The sequence below is a fragment of the Nocardioides sp. genome (genome assembly GCF_044226305.1).
Lineage (GTDB): Bacteria > Actinomycetota > Actinomycetes > Propionibacteriales > Nocardioidaceae > Nocardioides.
This window is the reverse complement of sequence record NZ_JBGAHF010000004.1, coordinates 125,800-145,302: the sequence shown is the minus strand read 5'-3', so window position 1 is coordinate 145,302 and position 19,503 is coordinate 125,800. Positions and strand designations below refer to the sequence as shown.

Genomic DNA, 19,503 nt, shown 5'->3' with positions numbered 1-19,503 from the left:
GCGAGGTGCAACCGAACGCGCCCGCCGAGCGTCACCCTCGTGTCCGGTACCTCCACCTTCCCCGGGAGTCCCCATGCTGATCGCGCGCCGTCTGGTGCTCGTCGTGGCCGTCGCCGCCCTGCTCGTCGGCGCCGCGTTCCTGACGGGGTACGCCGTCACCGACCGCGCCGACGACACCTCGACCGCGTCCGGAGCGGGTGCCGGCGGCGCCGGCGGGTCGGACCCGAGCCGCACGCCCACGCCCACCCCGGTCGCGACCCGGACCCCGGAGCCGACGCCGACGGTCACGCCGACGCCCTCCCGGACCCCCACGCCGAAGCCCACGCCCACGCTCGAGCCCGGCCCCCGGCTGCTCGGCCCCGGCGACGAGGGCGACGAGGTCCGCGACCTCCAGGCCCGGCTCAAGCAGATCTACTGGTTCAACACCGACGTGAGCGGCGTGTACGGCGACGTCACGACCGCGGCGGTCCGCGGGTTCCAGGCCAAGCGCGAGATCCCGGTGACCGGCGTCGTCGACCAGCGCACGCGGGACCGGCTGCTGGCCATGACGTCGGAGCCGACCGAGGCCGAGCTGCACAACCGGGCGAACCAGCCCGGTGCCCTGGACCCGCGGTGCCGGACCGGCCGGGTGCTCTGCGTGGACAAGACGAGCAGCACCCTGCGCTGGGTCGTCGACGGCCAGGTGCTGCAGACCCTGGACGTGCGCTTCGGAGCCTCGACGACGCCGACCCGCGAGGGCGTCTTCCACGTCTACCTCAAGGACGCCGACCACGTCTCGCGCCTCTACGGCTCGTCGATGCCGCTGTCGATGTTCTTCTCCGGCGGGCAGGCCGTGCACTACTCCTCGGACTTCGCCGCCGTGGGGTACGCCGGGGCCTCGCACGGCTGCGTCAACGTGCGCGACTACGACGGCCTGGCGCACCTGTTCGGGCAGGTCCGCGTCGGCGACACCGTGGTCGTCTACTGGTCCTGAGCCAGGTCCTCGATGATCCCGTCGGCGACGCCGACCAGGTCCTCGGCGGCCACCCCGCTGGACACGATCTGCACGGTGAGCCCGTCCTGCGACACCTGGCAGCGGCTGGAGGTCGGGTCCCCCGTGCTGCCGTCGGTGCCCTGGCCGTACTCGAGGATGCAGGCCCCGTCGCCGACCGCGGCCATCGTGGTGCCGCCCGCACCGTTGGTGGTCGCCGGGTCGGTCAGCGAGTCCGGGGAGAACGCGCCGCCGTCGGACTGGAACACCTGGACGAACACCGCGCTGGTGCCGTTGACGACGTAGCTGCGGGTGACCGCGGGCGTGCCCAGGACGTCGGGCAGCACCTCGTTGCCGTACTCGGTGCTCGCCGCCTGCTGCTTCGCGATGGTCTCGGCCTGCTGCGCCAGCTCGCCGTCGGCGAAGGAGGCGGGGTCGTCGGCCGCGAGGTAGCCGCCCGGCAACGTGTCCGGGAGGGACAGCTCGACGTCGGCCTCGGCGGCCGACGCCTCGTCCTTGGCGGCCTTGGGCAGCCCGATCGCGAACGCGGCGACCAGTCCCAGCAGGACCACGCCGACGGCGATCCCGACCCACGTGGAGGTGTGGCTGCGAGAGGTGGAGGTGCTCACGACCTGCGACGCTACTCGCCCGCCCGACGCCGGGAAGCGGGGGGTCCGTGGGTACGCTCGGCACGTGTCGCTCACCGTCCGCACCGTCCGGCTCGACCTCGAGGAGGCCACCCGGCTCCTCGATCTGGTCCCCGCCGACCGACCGGTGACCTGGCTCCGTCGCGGTGACGGGCTCGTCGGCTGGGGGGTCGCGGCCGAGGTCCGGACGCTCGGCGTGACCCGGTTCGCGGACGCCGCGAAGTGGTGGAGCGAGACCACCGTGCGGGCAGTCGTCCACGACGAGGTCAACGAGCCGGGCAGCGGGCTGGTGTCCTTCGGGACCTTCGCGTTCGCCGACGAGCCCGGGCACTCCGTGCTGGTGGTGCCGCGGGTCGTGGTCGGCCGCCGAGGCGACGTCGCGTGGCTGACGACCGTCGGCGACGGCGACGCGCCCGACCTGGTCCCCGCCGCGCCGCCGGCCGCGCCGGTCGGCGCCAGCTTCGCGGACGGTTCGCTCAACGGCGAGCAGTGGATGTCGGTCGTGGCGGACGCGGTCGGCCGGATCAACCGGGGCGACCTGGAGAAGGTCGTGCTCGCGCGCGACCTCGTGGTCACCGCCGACGAGCCGGTCGACGTCCGCTGGCCGCTGCACCGGCTCAGCGAGGGCTACCCGATGTGCTGGACCTTCCATGTCGACGGGATGTTCGGCGCGACGCCCGAGATGCTCGTCCGCCGGGAGCGCGGCCTGGTCACCTCCCGGGTGCTCGCGGGCACCATCCGGCGTACCGGCGACGACGACGGCGACCTCGCGCTGGCCGCGGCGCTGGCCCGCTCGTCGAAGGACCTCGAGGAGCACGAGTACGCCGTCCGCTCGGTCGCCGACGCCCTCGAGCCGCACTGCTCCTCGATGAACGTGCCCGAGGCGCCGTTCGTCCTCCACCTGCCCAACGTCATGCACCTCGCGACCGACGTCGCGGGCGTCGTGCACGACGCGGCCACCGTCTCCTCGCTCCAGCTGGCCGAGGCGCTGCACCCCTCGGCCGCGGTCGGCGGGACCCCCACCGGCACCGCGACCGACCTGATCGCCGAGATCGAGGGCATGGACCGGGGCCGCTACGCCGGCCCCGTCGGCTGGATGGACGCCTCCGGCGACGGCGAGTGGGGCATCGCGCTGCGCTCCGCGTCGGTCTCCGGCTCGACCGTGCGGCTGTTCGCCGGGTGCGGCATCGTCGCCGACTCCGACCCCGAGGCCGAGCTGGCCGAGGCCCAGGCGAAGTTCGTGCCGGTCCGGGACGCGCTCACCGCCGACTGACCCCTCGGCTCGGCCCGGGGGACGTCGCGCGGCCGGGGCGGGCGGGCGTTCGCGGTCACAGGTTCACCATGGTGAACCCGCACGGCACCCGCGCTACAGGTCCTCGCCGTCGGCGCGGCGGACGTACTCCAGCCCCTCCTTCGGGAGGAACGCGCCCATGTGGGTGTCGACGATGCCGAGCCCGGCCTCGCTGTAGACCCGGTCGTGGATGGCGAGGTTGCGCGGCGCGCGGACGGCGCGGGCGAAGTCGATCGCCTCCGAGACCCGCATCCACGGCGCCGAGACCGGGACGCAGAGCACGTCGACGGGCTCGCCGGGCGCGGTCAGCGCGTCGCCCGGGTGGTAGACCTTCGTGCCGCCGGCGTCGACGACGTACCCGCTGTTCGTGATCCTCGGGTACTCCGGGTGGATGACGGCGTGCAGCTCACCGACGGCCCGCACCGGCAGGCCGACGTCGAACGACGACCCGGGGGCGACCACCGTCAGCCGCTCGCCGACCGCCGGGGCGTCCACGCGGATCCGCGCCGCGACGGCCTCGATCGTGAAGACAGGCGCGGCGACCGCCGCGAGGTGGCTGGCGAGGTAGTGGTCGGGGTGCTCGTGGGTGATCAGCACCGCATCCGCGCCGTCGACCGCCTCGGGGTCGGTGAAGACCCCGGGGTCGAGCACCACCGTGGTGCCGTCGTGCTCGATCCGGACACAGGCATGACCGAACTTGGTGATCCGCATGGTCCCTACGATGCCACCGTGGCCAGCCCGGAGGTGATCAGCCCGGACGTGCTCGGCGCCGCCCTCTCCGGGCTCGTCACCGGCTGGGCGATCGCGATCCCGATCGGAGCGGTCGGGGCGTTCCTCGTCACGCTCTCCTCGCGCACGTCGTTCCGGGTCGGCGCGGCCGGCGCGCTCGGCATCGCCACCGTCGACGGCGGGTACGCCGCCGTCGCGGTCGTCGCCGGCTCGGCCGTCGCCGCGCTGCTGGAGCCGGCGGCCCGCGCCCTGACGATCGCGTCCGGCGTCGTGCTGCTCGTGATCGCGGCCGTGACCGCCACGCACGCGCTCGGCACTGCGGGGCGGGTCCGGGAGGTGCGGCCCGTGCGGCCCGCGACGGCGTACGCGATGTTCGTCGGGATCACCGCGGTCAACCCGACCACGGTCGTCTACTTCGCCGCGGTCGTGCTCGGCAACCAGCACCTCGTCTCCGGCCCCGTCGAGGGGGCGGTCTTCGTGCTCGCGGCCTTCGTCGCCAGCGCGTCCTGGCAGCTGCTGCTCGCCGGCGGCGGGGCGGCGCTCGGCCGGGTCGCGACCGGGCACCGGGCGCACACCGTCACCGGCCTGGTCTCGGCCGTCGTCATCGCCGGGCTCGCCGTCCATACGATGCTCACGTGATGCCCACGCTCCGGCTCGCCGTGCCCGCCGACGCCGTCGCCGGCGCCGCGATGCACGCCGCGTGCTGGCGCGAGGCCTACGCGCCGTACGTCGACGAGGAGCTGCTGGAGCGCCGGCTGGCCGACGTGGCGCGCTGGAACGCCGCCTGGTTGCGGCACATCGTCGACGGGCCGCCCCGCCTGCTGGCCGAGGCGGACGGCGAGCTGGTCGGGTTCGCGGCTGCGGGGCCGTCGCGCGACGACGACCCGCCCACGCCGCACGAGCTCTACGCGATCTACGTGCGGGCCTCCTGGTGGGGCACCGGGCTCGGCCAGACGCTGTGGGAAGCGGTCGCCCCCGACGGGCCGTGCTCGCTGTGGGTGCTCGAGGCCAACGCCAGGGCCCAGGGGTTCTACCGCCGCAACGGGTTCGTCGCCGACGGCGCCCGCGAGCACTACGCGGGGCTCGACGCCTCCGAGATCAGGATGGTGAAGACGTGACCCGCTTCGACCTCGCCGACCCGGCCTTCGACACCACGTCCCCCGAGGTGCACGCCGCCCGGGACGACGACTGGTACGTCGAGACCAACTGGGGCTGGGCGGTGCTGCGGCACGCCGAGGCCGGTGCGCTGCTCCGCGACCGGCGGTTCCGCCAGGGCAATGCACGCTGGCCCGAGCAGAACGGCATCACCTCCGGACCGTTCCCGGCCTGGTGGCGCGAGACCCTGCTGAGCCTCGAGGGCGACGACCACGCCCGCATCCGCCGCCTGCTCGTGCCGGCCTTCCGCAACAAGGCCATCGCCGCGATGCGGCCGCGCTTCCAGGCGCTCGCGAACGAGCTCGTCGACGGCTTCGCCGACCGCGGCACGGTCGAGCTGATCGGTGAGTTCGCCGAGCCGTACGCCGCCCGCATCATCTGCGTGCTCCTCGGGCTCCCCGAGGAGAGCTGGCACCAGGTGGCCCAGTGGGCCGACGACCTGGGGGCGTCGTTCTCGATCGACGTCGGCAACCAGGTGCCCCGGATCGAGGCGGCGCTCGCCGGCCTGACCGCGTACGTCGACGAGGTGGTCGCCGACCGCACCGCCCGTCCGGCCGACGACCTGGTGACGGCGCTGGTGCAGGCCACCGAGGACGGGGACCGGCTCTCGCGGCACGAGCTCGACGTGGCCCTGGTCTTCCTCGCGTTCGCCGGCATGGAGACCACCCGCAACCAGATCGGCCTCGCGGTGCAGACCCTGCTGCGACATCCCGACCAGTGGCGGCTGCTGGGCGAGCGGCCCGAGCTCGGCCCGGACGCCGTCGAGGAGGTGATGCGGGTCAACCCGACCGTCACCTGGGTGACCCGCGAGGCGCTCGAGGACGTCGAGCTGAACGGCCTGCACATCCCCCGGGGCGGCATCGTGCAGGTGCTCTCGCACAGCGCCGGCACCGACCCGCACGCGATGCCCGACCCGGCGTTCGACATCACCCAGCAGCGGCCGCCGCACCTCGGCTTCGGTGCCGGCATCCACCACTGCCTCGGCCACTTCGTCGCCCGCACGGACATGGCGGTCGCCCTGCCCCTGCTGGCCCGCCGGATGCCGGACGCCGTGCCCGAAGGTGCCGGCGAGTGGCTCCCGGTCTCCGGCAACACCGGAGCGGTGCGGTTCCCGATCCGCTTCACCCCCGGGCGTGCCGCGGAGGAGCGGCTCAGGCCGTGAGGTGGTGGACGTAGCACCAGCGCCAGTCCTCGCCGGGTTCGGCGGACTGCATCACGGGGTGCTGGGTCTCGTGGAAGTGGCGGGTGGCGTGCTGACGCGGCGAGGAGTCGCAGCAGGCGACGTTGCCGCACTCGAGGCACCGCCGCAGCGCCACCCACCGGGTGCCCTCGTCGAGGCAGGCCTGGCAGATCGTCGCCGGCTCCTCGGACACCACCGGGAAGCGCTCGAGGTCGGCGCAAACCTCGCCGATCGTCCACCGCCGGGACGCGTACGCCGCCGTCTCGTCCCGCTCCTCCTCGGCGTTGTCGAGCATCGACTCCTCGACGTCGAGACTGGCGAGCACGTCGGCGATCACCTCGGAGGCGACGTTGCCCGAGCGACGGATCTCGAGGATGCGCCGCCGCTCGGCGTCGATCATCTGGGTACGGATCCGGTAGTAGAGCGCCGCCGGCGACTCCTGGTCGGCGGTCGTGCCGAGTCGTTCCCACGCGGCGAAGTTGCGCTGGTCGAGGCGCTGGCGGATCAGGTCGCTGACGCCGGCGTGGTCGTCGTACTCGATCCTCTCGAGCTCCTCGATCGCGGCCTTCGAGGCCTGCTGCAGCAGGGTGGCCCGGGCGAGGGCGTCGTCGAGTGGATCGGGTGAGGGCACGTGCAGCCGACGCGCCAGCCACGGAAGGCTGAGGCCCTGGATCAGCAGCGTCCCGGCCACGACCGTGAACGCCGCCGTCAGCAGGACCTCCCGGTGCTCGGTGTCCTCCGGGATGATGAACGCGGCCGCGAGCGTGACGACGCCCCGCATACCCGCCCAGCCGAGCAGGAACGTGAACGACCAGGGCGGCGTGTGGCCGGTGACCTGGTCGGGTCCCGGTCGGACCAGCAGGTAGCGCGCGGGAAAGACCCAGACGAGCCGCAGCACGATCACGGCGACCAGGGTCGCGAGGCAGACCGTGGCGATCCGGGCGCCGGACAGGGTGCTGTCCGCGAGGTCCTGGAGGATCCACTGCGCCTGGAGGCCGATCAGGGCAAAGACGGTGTTCTCCAGCAGGAACGCGATCGTGCGCCAGTTGATCCGCTCGGCGATCCGCGACTGAGCCGTCTGCAGGATCGGCGACTTGTGGCCGAGCAGCAGGCCGGCGACGACGACGGCGACCACGCCGGAGGAGTGCAGCTCCTCCGCAACGAGGAAGCAGACGAACGGGATGACGAACGACAGCCCGACGTCGAGCACCGGGTCGGTGATGCGCCGGCGCATCCGGGCGACGACCACGAAGGCGACCACACCGATGAGCACGCCTCCGACCGACGCGACGAGGAAGTCGAGCCCGACGCGCCATGCCTCGACGCCGAGTCCGGCGGCCGCGATCGCCGTCCGGAGGGTGACCAGGGCGGTCGCGTCGTTGAAGAGCGACTCGCCCTCCAGGATCGTGACGATGCGGCGCGGCAGCCCGACCCGGCGGCCGATGGCCGTCGCCGCGACGGCGTCAGGCGGCGCGACGACGGCACCGACGGCGAGGGCGATCGCCCAGCTGACGTCCGGGACCAGGGCGTGGACGACGACGCCGACGCCGAAGGTTGTGAAGAGCACCAGGCCGACGGAGAGCAGCAGGATCGAGCGCCGGTTGGCGTTGAAGTCGACCAGCGACGAGCTGATCGCCGTCGAGTAGAGCAGCGGCGGCAGCAGCCCGAGCAGGACCACCTCCGGCTCGAGGTGCACCTGCGGGACGAACGGCAGGAACGACGCGGCGACCCCGGCGACCACCAGGAGCAGTGGTGCCGGGACGCCGATCCGGTCCGCGACGACCACGCCGGCGAGCACGCCGACGGCCAGGAGGACCAGGAAGAGTGCGATGTCCACCGGCCCATTGTCACCGGCGGGTGTGACGGGCCGGTTTCTCAGGCGGGTTGGGCCACCCAGAGCATCGGGTCGCCCCACCCCAGCTCGTCGACCCCGTGCCGGCCGAGCGCCAGCGCGACCAGGGTCCGTCGGTGCGCGGCGAAGGTGAGCACGTGGGCGATCATCCCGCCGTGCGTGAACACCTCCGCCGGCTCGCAGAGGGCGTCGACGAAGGTCTCGTTGAGGCGACCGTGGTCGACCACGTCGTGGACGTGGGCGAGGTACGCCGGGCCCTCGACCGCCAGCCGCTCGCGCATCGCGTCGAGCGGCTCGTGCTCCTCGACCGACCAGTCGTAGTCGCGGGTCGCGAGCGCCGCGTTCCACATGCCCATCTGGCCGACCAACCGCGACAGCAGCGAGCGGATGGTCTGCTCGTCCTCGTCGACGTCGAGCTCGATCGGCTGGTCCAGCTGCTCGTCGGAGAGCCGACCCGCGACGCGGATCATCTCCCCGGTCAGCCAGACGTGGTGCTCCACCATCTTGGTCAGCAGGTCCATCGGGTTCACCTTCGTCCGTGAGGGCAGCCGGAGGCTGCCGGGTGGGTGGAAGTGCACGCCGCTCGGTGCGGCGAGCTGGATGTGTCCGGGCCGGCGGCGCCACGCGGCCGGCGCGACGCCGTACGCCCGGGTGAAGGCGCGGGTGAACGCCTCGTGCGAGCCGTAGCCCGCCTCGACCGCCACGTCGATGAGCGGCGCGGAGGTCGTGACCATCCGGTACGCCGCCCGCTCGAGCAGCACCCGGCGCCGCATCGCCTGCGGCGGCTCCCCCGCCACCGCGCGGACCACACGGTCCAGGTGGAAGCGGGAGAAGTGCAACCGCGACGCCCGCGCGTCGGCGGACAGGTCGTGGTCGTCCAGCGCGTCGGCGAGGAGGTCGACGAACCGGGCGAACAGGTCCTCGTCGGCGGCTGCGGTCATAAGTCGATCATGCGCGACCGACTCCTGCCGGCGCTTGATCGCCGTTGCGCTGTCGGCGGTGGGTTGCGCTCGATCCCGACCCCGCGGACCGAGCCGGACCCACCGCTGGCCCGGGGCGCCCTCCCCGGCGGTGGGTTGCGCTCGATCCCGACCCCACAGACCGAGCCGGACCCACCGCCGGCCCGCGGCGCGCCCTCCCCGGCGGTGGGTTGCGCTCGATCCCGACCCCACAGACCGAGCCGGACCCACCGCCGGCCCGGCGCCGCAGCGCAGGCAGGCAGCCGTCAGGGGCGCAGCGCGTGGATCCGCTCGTCGAGCGCGCGCCGGTTGTCGCGGCGCACGACGGCCTCGACCACCTCGACCCCGCCGTTCGGGGACGTGAGCGCCTGCTCGAGCTCGGGCAGGCTGGTCACCCGCAGGTGGGGCGTCCGGGTCGCGGCGCACAGGCTGGCCAGGTCGACGCCGTGCGGCGTGCCGAAGAGCCGCTCGTACTGAGCGGCGTACTCCTCCGCGCCCTGCTCGAGCATGGTGAAGATCGAGCCGCCGTCGTCGTTGACGACCACGATCGTCAGGTCCGGGACCGGCTCCCCCGGCCCGACCACCAGGCCGTTGGCGTCGTGCAGGAACGTCACGTCGCCCATCAGCGCGAGCGCGCGGGTGCTTGACGGCCGGGCGAGCGCGGCGCCGATCGCGGTCGACACGGTGCCGTCGATGCCGGACAGGCCACGGTTGGCGAGCACCTTGCGGCGGGCGCCGACGCGGTAGCGCGGCACCATCAGGTCGAGGTCCCGGATCGGGCTCGACGCGCCGACGACGAGCAGGCCGCCCTCGGGGAGGGCGCGGGCGACGGCACCGGCCACCTCGTGCGGGGTCAGGTCGGGCTCGGCGGCGAGCAGCGCGTCCAGCCGACGCCCGACGGAGCGGTCCGCGGCGTGCCACTCCTCCAGCCAGGCGGGGTCGTCGGGTGCGTCGACCGACGGCACCGCGGGCAGTCGCTCGTCGACGGGGAACGGGCGGTCGTGCCAGACGCCGTACGCCGGGGTGTCGATGACCTGGACGTCGGGCCGCGCGAGCAGCCGGCTGACCGGGCGGGAGAGGGTGGGGTGGCCGCAGACGACGACGCGCTCGACCCGCTCGCCGAGCTCCGTGCCGAGCAGCAGGCGGTAGGTCCGGATCGCGTTCTCGCCGGTGCGCGAGCCGCTGGAGGGCTCCGCGAGCAGCGGCCAGCCGGCGCGCTCGGCCAGCACCCGCGCCGGCGGCCCGGCGTCGTCGCCGGCGACCACGACGGTCCGCGGCCCGACCGGGACGGTCAGGTGCACCGCGGGCCGGAGGTGCTGGACCGGCTCCCCGGGGGTGACGTGGGGCGTCCAGCGGTCCTCGGGCACCAGCGGCTCGTCGAGCGGCACGTTCACGTGCACCGGTCCGGACGTCCCGAGCTCCAGCGCCCCGGTCGCGTCCTGGGTCTCGACGAGCGGGCCGAAGACGCCGACCTGGTCGGTGGTCTGGTTCGCGCTGGTGCCGCGCAGCCGGGCCGGCCGGTCCGCGGTGACGACGACCAGGTCGACGTCGGCGTGCGCGGCCTCGAGGACGGCCGGGTGCAGGTTGGCGACCGCGGTGCCGGAGGTGCAGACGACCGCGGCGCGGCGGCCGTTGCGGGACAGCCCGAGCGCGAGGAACCCGGCGCTGCGCTCGTCGATCCGGGTGTGCAGCCGGACCAGGCCGGCGGCAGCGGCGTCGTACGCCGCGAACGACAGCGGCGCGTTGCGCGAGCCCGGCGCGACGACGACCTCGCTCACGCCCGCCTCGACGAGGGCGGTCAGCACGGACCGGGCGAGGGCGGTGGAGCTCACGGTCGTCGATCCTGCCGCACCTCGCGCACCGCGGCGAGGCGGGCCTCCCAGTGGGCCACCCGCGCGGGGGCCGCGTCGGGCAGGACCTCGTCGACCACCGGCACCCGCACCGGCAGCAGGCCGTCGACCGGGAGCAGCGGGTCGACGACGACGTCCCGCTCGAGCAGCTGCACCGTCGCGAGGCCGCACGCGTACGGCAGCTCGGGGAGCGCCGCAGCCAGGGCGACCCCGGCGGCGATGCCGACGCTCGTCTCCAGCGCCGACGACACGACGACGGGCAGCCCGATGTCCTCCGCGATCCGCAGGCAGGCGCGGACCCCGCCGAGCGGCTGGACCTTGAGCACCGCCACGTCGGCGGCCTCCAGGTCGCGCACCCGGTAGGGGTCGGCGGCGCGGCGGATCGACTCGTCGGCCGCGACCGGCACGTCGACCGCGCGTCGTACGGCGGCGAGCTCCTCGACGCTCGCGCACGGCTGCTCGACGTACTCCAGGCCGCCGGCCGCACGGTCGAGGACCCGCACCGCGGCGATCGCGGCGTCGACGTCCCAGGCACCGTTGGCGTCGATGCGGACCCGGCCGTCCGGCCCGATCGCGTCCCGCACCGCCTCGAGCCGGGCCTGGTCGTCCTCGAGGGACTGGCCCGGCTCGGCGACCTTGACCTTGGCGGTCCGGCAGCCGCCGGCGCGCACCACCGCGTGCGCCTGCTCGGGCCCGACGGCGGGGACGGTGACGTTGACCGGGACGCGGTCGCGCACCGGCGCCGGCCAGTCACCCGCGGCGGCCTCCTCGGCACAGCGCAGCCAGGGCTCGGCGACCACCGGGTCGTACTCCAGGAACGGGCTCCACTCGCCCCAGCCCGCCGGCCCCGCCAGCAGCACGCCCTCGCGGACGGTGATGCCGCGGAACCGGGTCCGCATCGGCACGCTGAAGATCCTCATGCGCCCACCATCGAGCGGAGGGCGACCCGGTCGGGCTTGCCGTTGCCGAGCAGCGGGATGGCGTCGAGGGCGACGACCTGCCGCGGCGCCCAGGAGCGCGGGTGCCTCGCCCCGACCCAGTCGCGCGCCTCGTCGGCACCGAGGTCGCCGACCACGAAGGCCACCACCCGGTTGCCCCACTCCTCGTCCGGGACGCCGAGCACCTCGGCGGCCGCGACGGCCGGGTGCTCGCGCAGCCGCGCGGCGACCGCGGGCGCCGGCACGTTGACCCCGCCGGTGACCACCACGTCATCCATCCGGCCGAGCACCTGCAGCCGCCCGTCCTCGTCGAGCCGGCCGGCGTCGGAGGTGAGGAACCACCCGTCGACGAGCACCTCGGCGGTCAGCGCCGGTTCGCCGTCGTATCCGGCGAAGAGCGTGGGCCCGCCGACGCGCACCCGGCCGTCGTCGCCGATCGCGACGGCGACCCCGTCCAGCGGGAGGCCGTCGTAGACGCACCCGCCCGCCGTCTCCGCCGAGCCGTAGGTCGCGACGACGTGGACGCCCGCGGCCGCGGCGCGCTCGCGCAGCGCCGGGTCGATCGGCCCGCCGCCGAGCAGCACGGTGTGGAAGGTGCGCAGCGACACGGTGTCGGTCTCGAGCAGCCGGTGCAGCTGGGTCGGCACCAGCGAGACGAAGCGGTCGCCCGGCCCGAGCGCCTCGGTCGCCGCCGCGAACCCGTCGTGGTCCTCGAGCAGCACGGGGGCGTGGCCGGCGACCAGCGAGCGGCACACGACCTGGAGCCCCGCGACGTACGACGCCGGCAGGGCCAGCAGCCACCGCCCCTGGGCCCCGAGGCGACGGGCGCTGGCGCCGACGGAGGCGAGCACGGCGGCCCGCGGCAGCACGACCCGCTTGGGTGCACCGGTCGACCCGGACGTCTCGACCACCCACGGGTCCGGGGCCTCCGCGGCGAGCCAGGCGTCGAGCGCGCGGACGGCGTTATTCACGCGACCGAGGCTAACCGGGCGTGATGGGATGCCGCGGCGCCCACCCGACTAGACCGGTTCCTCCCGCCGACCCCGCTGGCGCGCCGCCTGTCGCTGCAGTCGGTGCTGTTCGCCACCGGCGAGGGTGCCTTCATCACGGGCAGCGCGGTGTTCTTCACGCAGGTCGTCGGGCTCAGCGCGGCCCAGGTCGGGCTCGGTCTGACCGTCGCCGGCGTGGCGGCGTTCCTCTGCGCGGTTCCCCTCGGCAGGGCGGCCGACCGGATCGGCCCGAAGCGGTTGTGGTGGATGGGCGCAAGCGCTCAGGCGGCACTGTTCCTGGTCTGGCCGTTCATCGCGAGCTTCGCGGAGTTCCTCGTGATGATGGTCGTGCTCGAGGTCGTGCAGGTCGCGGCCTGGAACGGTCGCGGTGCCTACACGATCGACGTCTTCCCGCACGACGAGCGGGTCCGCTCGATGGCGTTCATGCGGGCCGCGCGCAACATCGGCTACACCCTGGGCGCGATGATCGGCGGACTGGCGCTGGCGTTCGACAGTGACGCGATCATCCGGGCAGTGCCGTGGGTGACCGCGGGGATCCTCTTCCTCAATGCCCTGCTGGTCAGCCGGCTGCCGAACGCCCAGCACGACGAGCTCCCGGCGACGCCCGTCGAGAAGGCGCTGAAGTCGGGCGCCCTGCGCAACCGCGGCTTCGTGCTGCTCAACGTCTGCGAGGGCGTGCTCGGGACCAACCAGGTGCTGCTCAACATCGTGATCCCGCTGTGGCTGGTGCAGGAGACCGACGCACCGCACGTGCTGCTGGCCTGGCTGTTCGGCACCAACACCGTGCTCGCCGTGCTCCTCCAGGTGCCGGCGGCCCGCGGCGTGAACTCCGTCGCGTCGTCCTTGCGCGCTGCCCGGATCTCCGCCGGCTTCTTCGTGCTCTCGTGCTGCATCGTGATGGTCACCCACGACACCATCGGCTGGACCACGATCCTCCTCGTCTGGATCGGCCACGTCACGGTGACCGGCGCGGAGCTGTTCCAGTCCGCCGGGCACTGGGGCTTCCTGTCGGAGCTGTCCGACCCGGAGCGACGCGGTGAGTACCAGGGCACCGCGCACCTCGGCGGGACCGTCGGCAGCGTCTGGGCGCCCGCGCTCTTCACCTACCTCGCGATGGAGCAGGGCACCCTCGGCTGGGTGACGATCGCGAGCATCGTCGTGGTCGCCACGGTCTTCATGAAGCCGACCGCGGCGGCGGCCGAGCAGTACCTGGCGCGCATCCAGCAACACGCTGCTGCTTGAATCTCCCCTCGTGGCAACTCCAGCACAGTGGCTCGCCGGCGCCCGGCCCCGCACCCTCCCGGCCGCCGTGTCCCCGGTGCTCGCCGGGACCGGCGTCGCGGCGTACGTCGACGCCGTCGTGTGGTGGAAGGCGCTGCTCGCCCTCGTGGTCGCGCTGGCGCTCCAGGTGGCGGTCAACTACGCCAACGACTACTCCGACGGCGTCCGCGGCACGGACGCCGACCGGGTCGGCCCGATGCGGCTGGTCGGCTCGGGCGCGGCCTCGCCGGGAGCGGTGAAGCGGGCGGCGTTCCTCGCATTCGGCGTCGCCGCCGTCGCCGGCCTGGTGCTGGCGGCCACCACGGCGTGGTGGCTGGTGCTGGTCGGGCTGGTCTCCGTGCTGGCCGCCTGGTTCTACACCGGCGGCACGCGCCCCTACGGCTACCTCGGTCTGGGCGAGGTGATGGTGTTCGTCTTCTTCGGGCTGGTGGCCGTCGTCGGCACCACCTACGTCCAGACCGAGACCTGGGAGTGGGCGGCGCTGTACGCCGCCGTCGGCGTCGGTGCGCTCGCCTGCGCGATCCTCGTGGCCAACAACCTGCGCGACATCCCGACCGACGCGGTCGCCGGCAAGACGACCCTCGCGGTCCGGCTCGGCGACCGCCGCACCCGCCGGTTCTACGTCGTGCTCGTCGTCCTCGCCGCGCTCGCCGTCGTCGCCGTCGCGCTGGTCACCTGCTGGTGGGCGCTCGCCGGGCTCGGGTTCCTGCTGCTCGCCGCCCCGGCGTGCCGCACGGTGCTGTCCGGGGCGGCCGGTCCGGGCCTGATCCCGGTCCTCCAGTCCACCGGGCTCGCCGAGCTGCTCTGGGCCGCCCTCGTGGCGGCAGCGCTCGTGGCCTGCGGCTGATCCGACGGCGACGCCGGCGCGACCGGCGCCGACGTACGCTCGCGGCATGCTGTGGATCCTGCTGCTCGTGGTCGTGCTGGGCGTGCTGGCCTACCGCTTCCGGGTGCCGCTGCTCGCCAAGGTGCTCGGGCAGTCGCCGGAGCGGGTCCAGCGGCAGCTGCAGCGCCGCCGGCGCTGACCGCCCGGACGGCTACGTCGAGGACGGCGAGGACGGCGACGGGTCGTCGTCGACGTCCTCCTTGGCCTTGATCTCCTCGAGCTTCGCGCTCATCCGCTCGGCACGGGTCTCGACCCTGCGGGCCAGCGCCTCGCGCTGCGGGTTGAGGACGAAGTAGGAGCCGATCCCGCTGAGGACCAGCGCGATCACGATCGACCAGAAGATCGGCACGGAGTCGGTGAAGAAGAACCAGATGCCGATGACGATCCCGAAGGACGCGGCGAACAGCAGCAGGCGCAGCGCGGTGTAGATCCAGAACTCCTTCACGCATTCAGGGTAGGCGCGACCAGGGCGCGCCTACTCTGGGGGTGTGCTGAAGTTCCTCCTGCTCGTGATCCTCGTCGCGGTCGCGGTCTACCTGACGACCCGCGCCCTCCAGCGCCGCGGCGAGATCCAGGCTCCGCGCGCGCAGCGGCGGCCCCGACCGGAGCCGCCGCGGGTGATCGGTCCCGACGACGACCCGGACTTCCTGCGCGACCTCGACCGGCGTCGCAAGCACCCGGAGGACCCGGACGTCTAGCCCACCTGCGCGGCGGACGAGCCGGTCTCCCCCGGCGTCACCTCGGCGGTCACGAGCGCGGGCGCGCCCCCGGCGTAGGAGTGCTGGGAGGTCGAGGAGAAGTAGTTGATCCCGATGAAGTTGAACCACAGCGTCGCGGTGCCGACGAGGGCGAGGATGGCCGCGTTGCGGCCCTTCCAGCCCGCCGTCGTGCGCGCGTGGAGGTAGGCGGCGTAGACCACCCAGGTGATGAACGCCCACACCTCCTTCGGGTCCCAGTTCCAGTACGACGACCAGGCCTGGTGCGCCCAGATCGGCCCGGTGATGAGCACCGCGAAGGTCCACACCGGGAAGCCGAAGGCGTGCAGGCGGTACGACACCCGGTCCAGCACCTCCGGCTTCGGCAGCCGGGCGACGTAGCCGGTGGTCTTGTCCGGGCGGCGCGCCTTGACCAGGTAGAGCGCCGAGGTGATGCCGCCGAGGGTGAACGCTCCGGTGGCGATGATCGCCGAGACGACGTGGATCACCAGCCAGTACGACGAGAGCGCCTCGGTGAGCGGCGCGACCGGGGCGTAGAGCCAGAGGACGGCCACCATCAGCACGGCGAGCACGAAGGTGAGGACGACCGGGGCCATCCAGGCCAGGTTCAGCCGCCGGTAGAGCACCACGTAGAGGAGCGCCACCACGAACGTGCCGGTGAGCGTGAACTCGTACATGTTGCCCCAGGGCACCCGGTTCGGGTCGGCGGCCATCCCGCGGGCCACGAGCGCGACCAGCTGGATCCCGACCGCCACGCAGGTGAGCAGGTAGCCGAGCCGGCCGAACATCGCCGTACGACGGGCGGTCGGCTCGTCGACGCCGACGTCGTCGGGCCCCGTGGCGATCGCGATCCCGCCGGGCACGTCGGCCGACGACATCGAGGCGGTCCCGGCCGCGACCGGGACCTTGCGCAGCGAGGCCCACTCCACGAGGTGGGCGAGCAGGGCCAGGAAGTACACCAGCCCGCAGGCCGCCACGGCCTGGTTGCTGAGGCTCTCCCACGCGGCGTCGTTCACGACTGGTCCTCCTTCGGCTCCGGGAGCCGTCGTTGCAGGTCCACCTGCAGGTCCTTCTGAAGGGCGGCCACGACCTCGTCGACCACCACGGCGGTGTCACCGCCGCCCGAGCGGTCGAGCGCCGCCACCTCCACCAGTGTGCCGTCCCCGTCCCTGCGGGCGCGAACCCAGACCCGTCGGGGACGGATGAACAGCGAGCCGAGCAGCCCGACCAGGGCCAGCACCACACCGACCAGCGCGACCCACTTGCCCGGCGTCTGGCTGATCTGGATCTTGTTCCACTGCTGGAGCCCGTCGAAGGTGACGGTGCCGAGGCCGTTGGGCAAGGTGGCCGTCTCCCCCGGCCGCAGGTCGAGCCGGAGCGGCGCCCCGTTCTTCTTGGTGAGCATCGTCGTGTGCGTCTTGTCGAGCGCGTAGATCGACTGCGGCGCACCGCTGTCCATGCCGAGGTCGCCGGTGTAGACGAGCATCGAGACCATCGGGTCCAGGGGCTTGCCGAGCAGCGAGAAGTAGCTGCCGGTCTGCTTCGAGAACGCGACCGTCGGGTAGAACTCGCCCTCCAGGCCGATCTGGGTGGGCTCGGCGTCCGGCGCCTTCACCACCCCGATCGACTGGAAGCTCTGGTTGACCGGCAGGAACGGCGTCGGCCCGCCGCCGACCGTCTCGCCCTTGCTGTTGCGGATCGTGATCACCGGGGCGTAGCCGTGCCCGATGAGGAACACGTCGGTGTTGCCGATGCTCAGCGGGTGGTTGACCTTGAGGTCGTAGGTCTTCTCCGGCGCGCCCGGCGACTCCTGGTAGCTCAGGTGCGACTCGAAGCCCCGGGCCATCCCGGCCCGGGGGCCGGTCGTCAGCCAGTCCACGTCGAAGTCGTCGATCGAGAACGAGAACGGCTCCATGTCGTCGGCGCGGAAGAGGCTGCCGGGGTTGAAGTCGTCGTACTGGGTCAGGTCGTTGGAGAAGCCGTAGTCGTCGCCGACCAGCAGGATCACGCCGCCCTTGTAGCCGAACAGCCCCCCGAGCGCGAAGCCCACGAGCACGACGAGCACGGACAGGTGGAAGACCAGGTTGCCGGCCTCACGGAGGTAGCCGCGCTCCGCGGACACCGCGTCGTCGCCGTCCGCGGTCGCGCGCAGCCGGTAGCGCCGGCGCCGGAGCAGCTGCCGGGCCTGCTCGAGCACTTCCTCCGGCGAGGCCGTCGTGCCGTACGACGCGTGGTCCGGGAGCCGGGTCAGGTTGCGGGGTGCTCGCGGGGGCTGGGCCCGCAGGCCCCGCGCGTAGTGGAAGGTGCGCGGCAGGATGCAGCCGACCAGCGAGAGCATCAGCAGCAGGTAGATCGCCGAGAACCACGGCGAGTCGTAGACCGAGAACAGCCCGAGCCGCTCGTAGACCGGCGTCAGCCTGGTGTGGTCGGCCTGCCAGTTGGAGGTCTTGAGGGAGTCGACGCCCTCCTGCGGGATGATCGACCCCGGGATCGCCGCGAGGGCGAGCAGGAGGAGCAGCACCAGCGCGGTGCGCATCGAGGTGACCTGCCGCCAGGTCCACCGGAGCAGCTCGCGGAAGGTGAGCTCACCGGCGCGCCGGTCGTCCTCGGCGGGACGGGTGCTCAGCGAGGAGCGCCGCTCCGCGGTCGGCTCCTCGACCGGCTCCTGGACCGGTGGGGTGGTCATACGACGGTCCCGGTGTCGGAGACCAGCCGGACCTGCAGCCAGGAGACCGCCTCGGCCCACCAGCCGGTGACGAGCAGGACGCCCACGGCGACCAGCATCAGCCCGCCGGTCCGCATCACCCAGACCTGGTGGCGGCGCACGAAACCGATGGTGGCCAGCGCCTTCTCGTAGGCGAGGCCGGCGACGATGAAGGGGACGCCGAGGCCGATGGCGTAGACCGCGGAGAGGAACGCGCCCCGGGCGGCGGTGCCCTCGTTGATGGCGAGCGTGCTGATCGCGGCGAGGGTCGGGCCGATGCACGGCGTCCAGCCGAGCCCGAAGAGGAACCCGAGCAGCGGCGCCGCGGCCAGGCCGACGGCGGGCACCTGGTGGACCCGCCACTCCCGGTTCAGGAACGGGAGCCAGCCCGCGAACGCCAGCCCGAGCAGGATCGTCACCACACCGAGCACGACCGCGAGCTCGCGGCTCCAGGTGACCAGCCAGGCGCCGAGGGCGCCGGTGACCGTCCCGAGGATCACGAAGACGACCGTGAAGCCGAGGACGAAGAGCAGGGAGCCGACGAACATCCGGCCGCGGCGGGTGCCGGCGACGCCGTTCGCGAGGTCGGCGCCGGAGAGTCCCGTGGCGTAGGAGAGGTAGCCGGGCAGCAACGGGATCACGCACGGCGAGAAGAACGACACGAGGCCGGCGACGAGCGCGACCGGCACCGCGAGGACCAGCGACCCGGACAGGGCGGTGTCGCGGAACCAGTCACCCATCGGTCGTCTGCTCCCCGGCCCCGGGACCCGGGCTCGCCGACTCCGCGGAGACGTCCGAGACCAGGTCGACCAGGGTCTGGGTCGAGGGCAGCGGGCCGAGGATGCTCGCCGCGACCCGGCCCTCGGCGTCGAGGACCACGAAGGACGGGATCGAGTTGGGGCCGATCGTGCCCCGGAACTGCAGCATCGCCTTGCCGTCCGGGGAGAAGACCGACGGGTACGGCACGTCGAAGCGGCGGACGAAGGCCTGGCTGCTCGTCGTCGACTGGTCGCGCAGGTTGAGGCCCACGAACTGCGCGCCGTCCCCGATCTCCTCCGCCGCGGCGACGACGTCCGGCGCCTCGGCACGGCACGGGCCGCACCACGAGCCCCACACCGGGACGACGACGGGCTTGCCGCGGTAGTCGGCGAGGTCGATCGGGTTGCCGTCGAGGTCCTCGCCCCGGAGGTCGACGGGGTCACCGCGGTCGACGGCCTCGACGACACGCACGGTGCCGTCACCCGTGACGAAGCCCTTGTCACCGGTGCCCTCCAGCGAGGAGCACCCGGTGAGCAGGAGCAGGCAGCCGAGGACGGCCGCGAGAGCGGTGCGCAC

The 19,503-nt window shown here is 73.6% G+C and carries 21 protein-coding genes; 9 read left to right on the top strand and 12 right to left on the bottom strand.

Going from position 1 to position 19,503, the window contains the following annotated elements; translation table 11 throughout:
- The first annotated feature begins 73 nt into the window (after positions 1 to 73).
- Positions 74 to 973 carry a peptidoglycan-binding protein gene (locus tag ACILQ5_RS06165; RefSeq protein WP_395657103.1) on the top strand — a complete coding sequence of 300 codons (900 nt, stop codon included), beginning with the start codon at positions 74 to 76 and terminating at the stop codon, positions 971 to 973.
- Here the strand turns inward: ACILQ5_RS06165 and ACILQ5_RS06160 are convergent.
- The gene (locus ACILQ5_RS06160) at positions 961 to 1,599 is read right to left on the bottom strand and encodes a hypothetical protein (RefSeq protein WP_395657102.1); all 639 of its coding nucleotides are present in this window, start codon (positions 1,597 to 1,599) and stop codon (positions 961 to 963) included. The genes ACILQ5_RS06165 and ACILQ5_RS06160 overlap by 13 nt on opposite strands.
- A 64-nt stretch (positions 1,600 to 1,663) precedes the next feature.
- On the opposite strand from ACILQ5_RS06160, the gene ACILQ5_RS06155 reads away from it, so the two are divergent.
- Positions 1,664 to 2,890, top strand: coding sequence for an isochorismate synthase MenF (locus ACILQ5_RS06155; RefSeq protein WP_395657101.1), 1,227 nt, complete (start codon positions 1,664 to 1,666; stop codon positions 2,888 to 2,890).
- 93 nt (positions 2,891 to 2,983) lie between these two features.
- Here ACILQ5_RS06155 and ACILQ5_RS06150 read toward each other — a convergent pair whose 3' ends face one another.
- Entirely contained in the window at positions 2,984 to 3,619 is a 636-nt protein-coding gene (locus ACILQ5_RS06150) for an MBL fold metallo-hydrolase (RefSeq protein WP_395657100.1), read from the bottom strand.
- Positions 3,620 to 3,637: 18 nt separating this feature from the next.
- Here ACILQ5_RS06150 and ACILQ5_RS06145 point away from each other — a divergent pair, with 18 nt between their 5' ends.
- From ACILQ5_RS06145 to ACILQ5_RS06135, 3 genes are read left to right on the top strand one after another with little or no spacing between them, the layout of a single operon-like run.
- Positions 3,638 to 4,276, top strand: a complete 639-nt coding sequence (locus ACILQ5_RS06145) for a LysE family transporter (RefSeq protein WP_395657099.1) — start codon at positions 3,638 to 3,640, stop codon at positions 4,274 to 4,276.
- Positions 4,276 to 4,755, top strand: a complete 480-nt coding sequence (locus tag ACILQ5_RS06140) for a GNAT family N-acetyltransferase (protein WP_395657185.1) — start codon at positions 4,276 to 4,278, stop codon at positions 4,753 to 4,755. Before ACILQ5_RS06145 ends, ACILQ5_RS06140 begins: the two co-directional genes overlap by 1 nt.
- Positions 4,752 to 5,954 carry a cytochrome P450 gene (locus tag ACILQ5_RS06135; RefSeq protein WP_395657098.1) on the top strand — a complete coding sequence of 401 codons (1,203 nt, stop codon included), beginning with the start codon at positions 4,752 to 4,754 and terminating at the stop codon, positions 5,952 to 5,954. The genes ACILQ5_RS06140 and ACILQ5_RS06135 overlap by 4 nt, the downstream gene beginning before the upstream one ends.
- Here ACILQ5_RS06135 and ACILQ5_RS06130 read toward each other — a convergent pair.
- The 5 genes from ACILQ5_RS06130 to ACILQ5_RS06110 all read right to left on the bottom strand — a co-directional run bounded on the left by ACILQ5_RS06130 (position 5,944) and on the right by ACILQ5_RS06110 (position 12,542).
- Complete coding sequence (locus ACILQ5_RS06130) at positions 5,944 to 7,809, bottom strand: cation:proton antiporter (protein WP_395657097.1); 1,866 nt, start codon at positions 7,807 to 7,809, stop codon at positions 5,944 to 5,946. The genes ACILQ5_RS06135 and ACILQ5_RS06130 overlap by 11 nt on opposite strands.
- Positions 7,810 to 7,847: 38 nt before the next feature.
- Positions 7,848 to 8,765, bottom strand: a complete 918-nt coding sequence (locus ACILQ5_RS06125; protein WP_395657096.1) for a helix-turn-helix domain-containing protein — start codon at positions 8,763 to 8,765, stop codon at positions 7,848 to 7,850.
- Between the two features lie 284 nt (positions 8,766 to 9,049).
- Entirely contained in the window at positions 9,050 to 10,615 is a 1,566-nt protein-coding gene (gene menD, locus ACILQ5_RS06120; RefSeq protein WP_395657095.1) for a 2-succinyl-5-enolpyruvyl-6-hydroxy-3-cyclohexene-1-carboxylate synthase, read from the bottom strand.
- Positions 10,612 to 11,553, bottom strand: a complete 942-nt coding sequence (locus ACILQ5_RS06115; RefSeq protein ID WP_395657094.1) for an o-succinylbenzoate synthase — start codon at positions 11,551 to 11,553, stop codon at positions 10,612 to 10,614. Before ACILQ5_RS06115 ends, menD begins: the two co-directional genes overlap by 4 nt.
- Positions 11,550 to 12,542: an AMP-binding protein gene (locus ACILQ5_RS06110; protein ID WP_395657093.1), complete on the bottom strand. Its 993-nt coding sequence runs from the start codon at positions 12,540 to 12,542 to the stop codon at positions 11,550 to 11,552. The genes ACILQ5_RS06115 and ACILQ5_RS06110 overlap by 4 nt, the downstream gene beginning before the upstream one ends.
- Before the next feature lie 102 nt (positions 12,543 to 12,644).
- Between ACILQ5_RS06110 and ACILQ5_RS06105 the strand changes: the two genes are divergently transcribed.
- The 3 genes from ACILQ5_RS06105 to ACILQ5_RS06095 are packed head-to-tail and all read left to right on the top strand — an operon-like array spanning position 12,645 to position 14,887.
- The gene (locus ACILQ5_RS06105; protein WP_395657092.1) at positions 12,645 to 13,823 is read left to right on the top strand and encodes an MFS transporter; all 1,179 of its coding nucleotides are present in this window, start codon (positions 12,645 to 12,647) and stop codon (positions 13,821 to 13,823) included.
- Positions 13,824 to 13,833: 10 nt separating this feature from the next.
- A complete protein-coding gene (locus ACILQ5_RS06100; protein ID WP_395657091.1) occupies positions 13,834 to 14,709 on the top strand; it encodes a 1,4-dihydroxy-2-naphthoate polyprenyltransferase in 876 nt (291 codons plus the stop codon).
- A gap of 46 nt (positions 14,710 to 14,755) precedes the next feature.
- Positions 14,756 to 14,887: a hypothetical protein gene (locus tag ACILQ5_RS06095; RefSeq protein WP_395657090.1), complete on the top strand. Its 132-nt coding sequence runs from the start codon at positions 14,756 to 14,758 to the stop codon at positions 14,885 to 14,887.
- 12 nt (positions 14,888 to 14,899) lie between these two features.
- On the opposite strand, the gene ACILQ5_RS06090 is transcribed toward ACILQ5_RS06095, so the two are convergent.
- A complete protein-coding gene (locus ACILQ5_RS06090) occupies positions 14,900 to 15,193 on the bottom strand; it encodes a DUF4229 domain-containing protein (protein WP_395657089.1) in 294 nt (97 codons plus the stop codon).
- Positions 15,194 to 15,236: 43 nt separating this feature from the next.
- Here ACILQ5_RS06090 and ACILQ5_RS06085 point away from each other — a divergent pair, with 43 nt between their 5' ends.
- On the top strand, positions 15,237 to 15,446 hold the full coding sequence (locus ACILQ5_RS06085; RefSeq protein ID WP_395657088.1) for a hypothetical protein: 210 nt from the start codon (positions 15,237 to 15,239) through the stop codon (positions 15,444 to 15,446).
- Here ACILQ5_RS06085 and ccsB read toward each other — a convergent pair.
- From ccsB to ACILQ5_RS06065, 4 genes are read right to left on the bottom strand one after another with little or no spacing between them, the layout of a single operon-like run.
- Positions 15,443 to 16,480: a c-type cytochrome biogenesis protein CcsB gene (gene ccsB / locus ACILQ5_RS06080; protein ID WP_395657087.1), complete on the bottom strand. Its 1,038-nt coding sequence runs from the start codon at positions 16,478 to 16,480 to the stop codon at positions 15,443 to 15,445. The genes ACILQ5_RS06085 and ccsB overlap by 4 nt on opposite strands.
- Positions 16,477 to 18,150: a cytochrome c biogenesis protein ResB gene (locus ACILQ5_RS06075; protein ID WP_395657086.1), complete on the bottom strand. Its 1,674-nt coding sequence runs from the start codon at positions 18,148 to 18,150 to the stop codon at positions 16,477 to 16,479. The genes ccsB and ACILQ5_RS06075 overlap by 4 nt, the downstream gene beginning before the upstream one ends.
- Positions 18,147 to 18,908: a cytochrome c biogenesis CcdA family protein gene (locus ACILQ5_RS06070; protein WP_395657085.1), complete on the bottom strand. Its 762-nt coding sequence runs from the start codon at positions 18,906 to 18,908 to the stop codon at positions 18,147 to 18,149. The genes ACILQ5_RS06075 and ACILQ5_RS06070 overlap by 4 nt, the downstream gene beginning before the upstream one ends.
- Entirely contained in the window at positions 18,901 to 19,503 is a 603-nt protein-coding gene (locus ACILQ5_RS06065; RefSeq protein WP_395657084.1) for a TlpA family protein disulfide reductase, read from the bottom strand. The genes ACILQ5_RS06070 and ACILQ5_RS06065 overlap by 8 nt, the downstream gene beginning before the upstream one ends.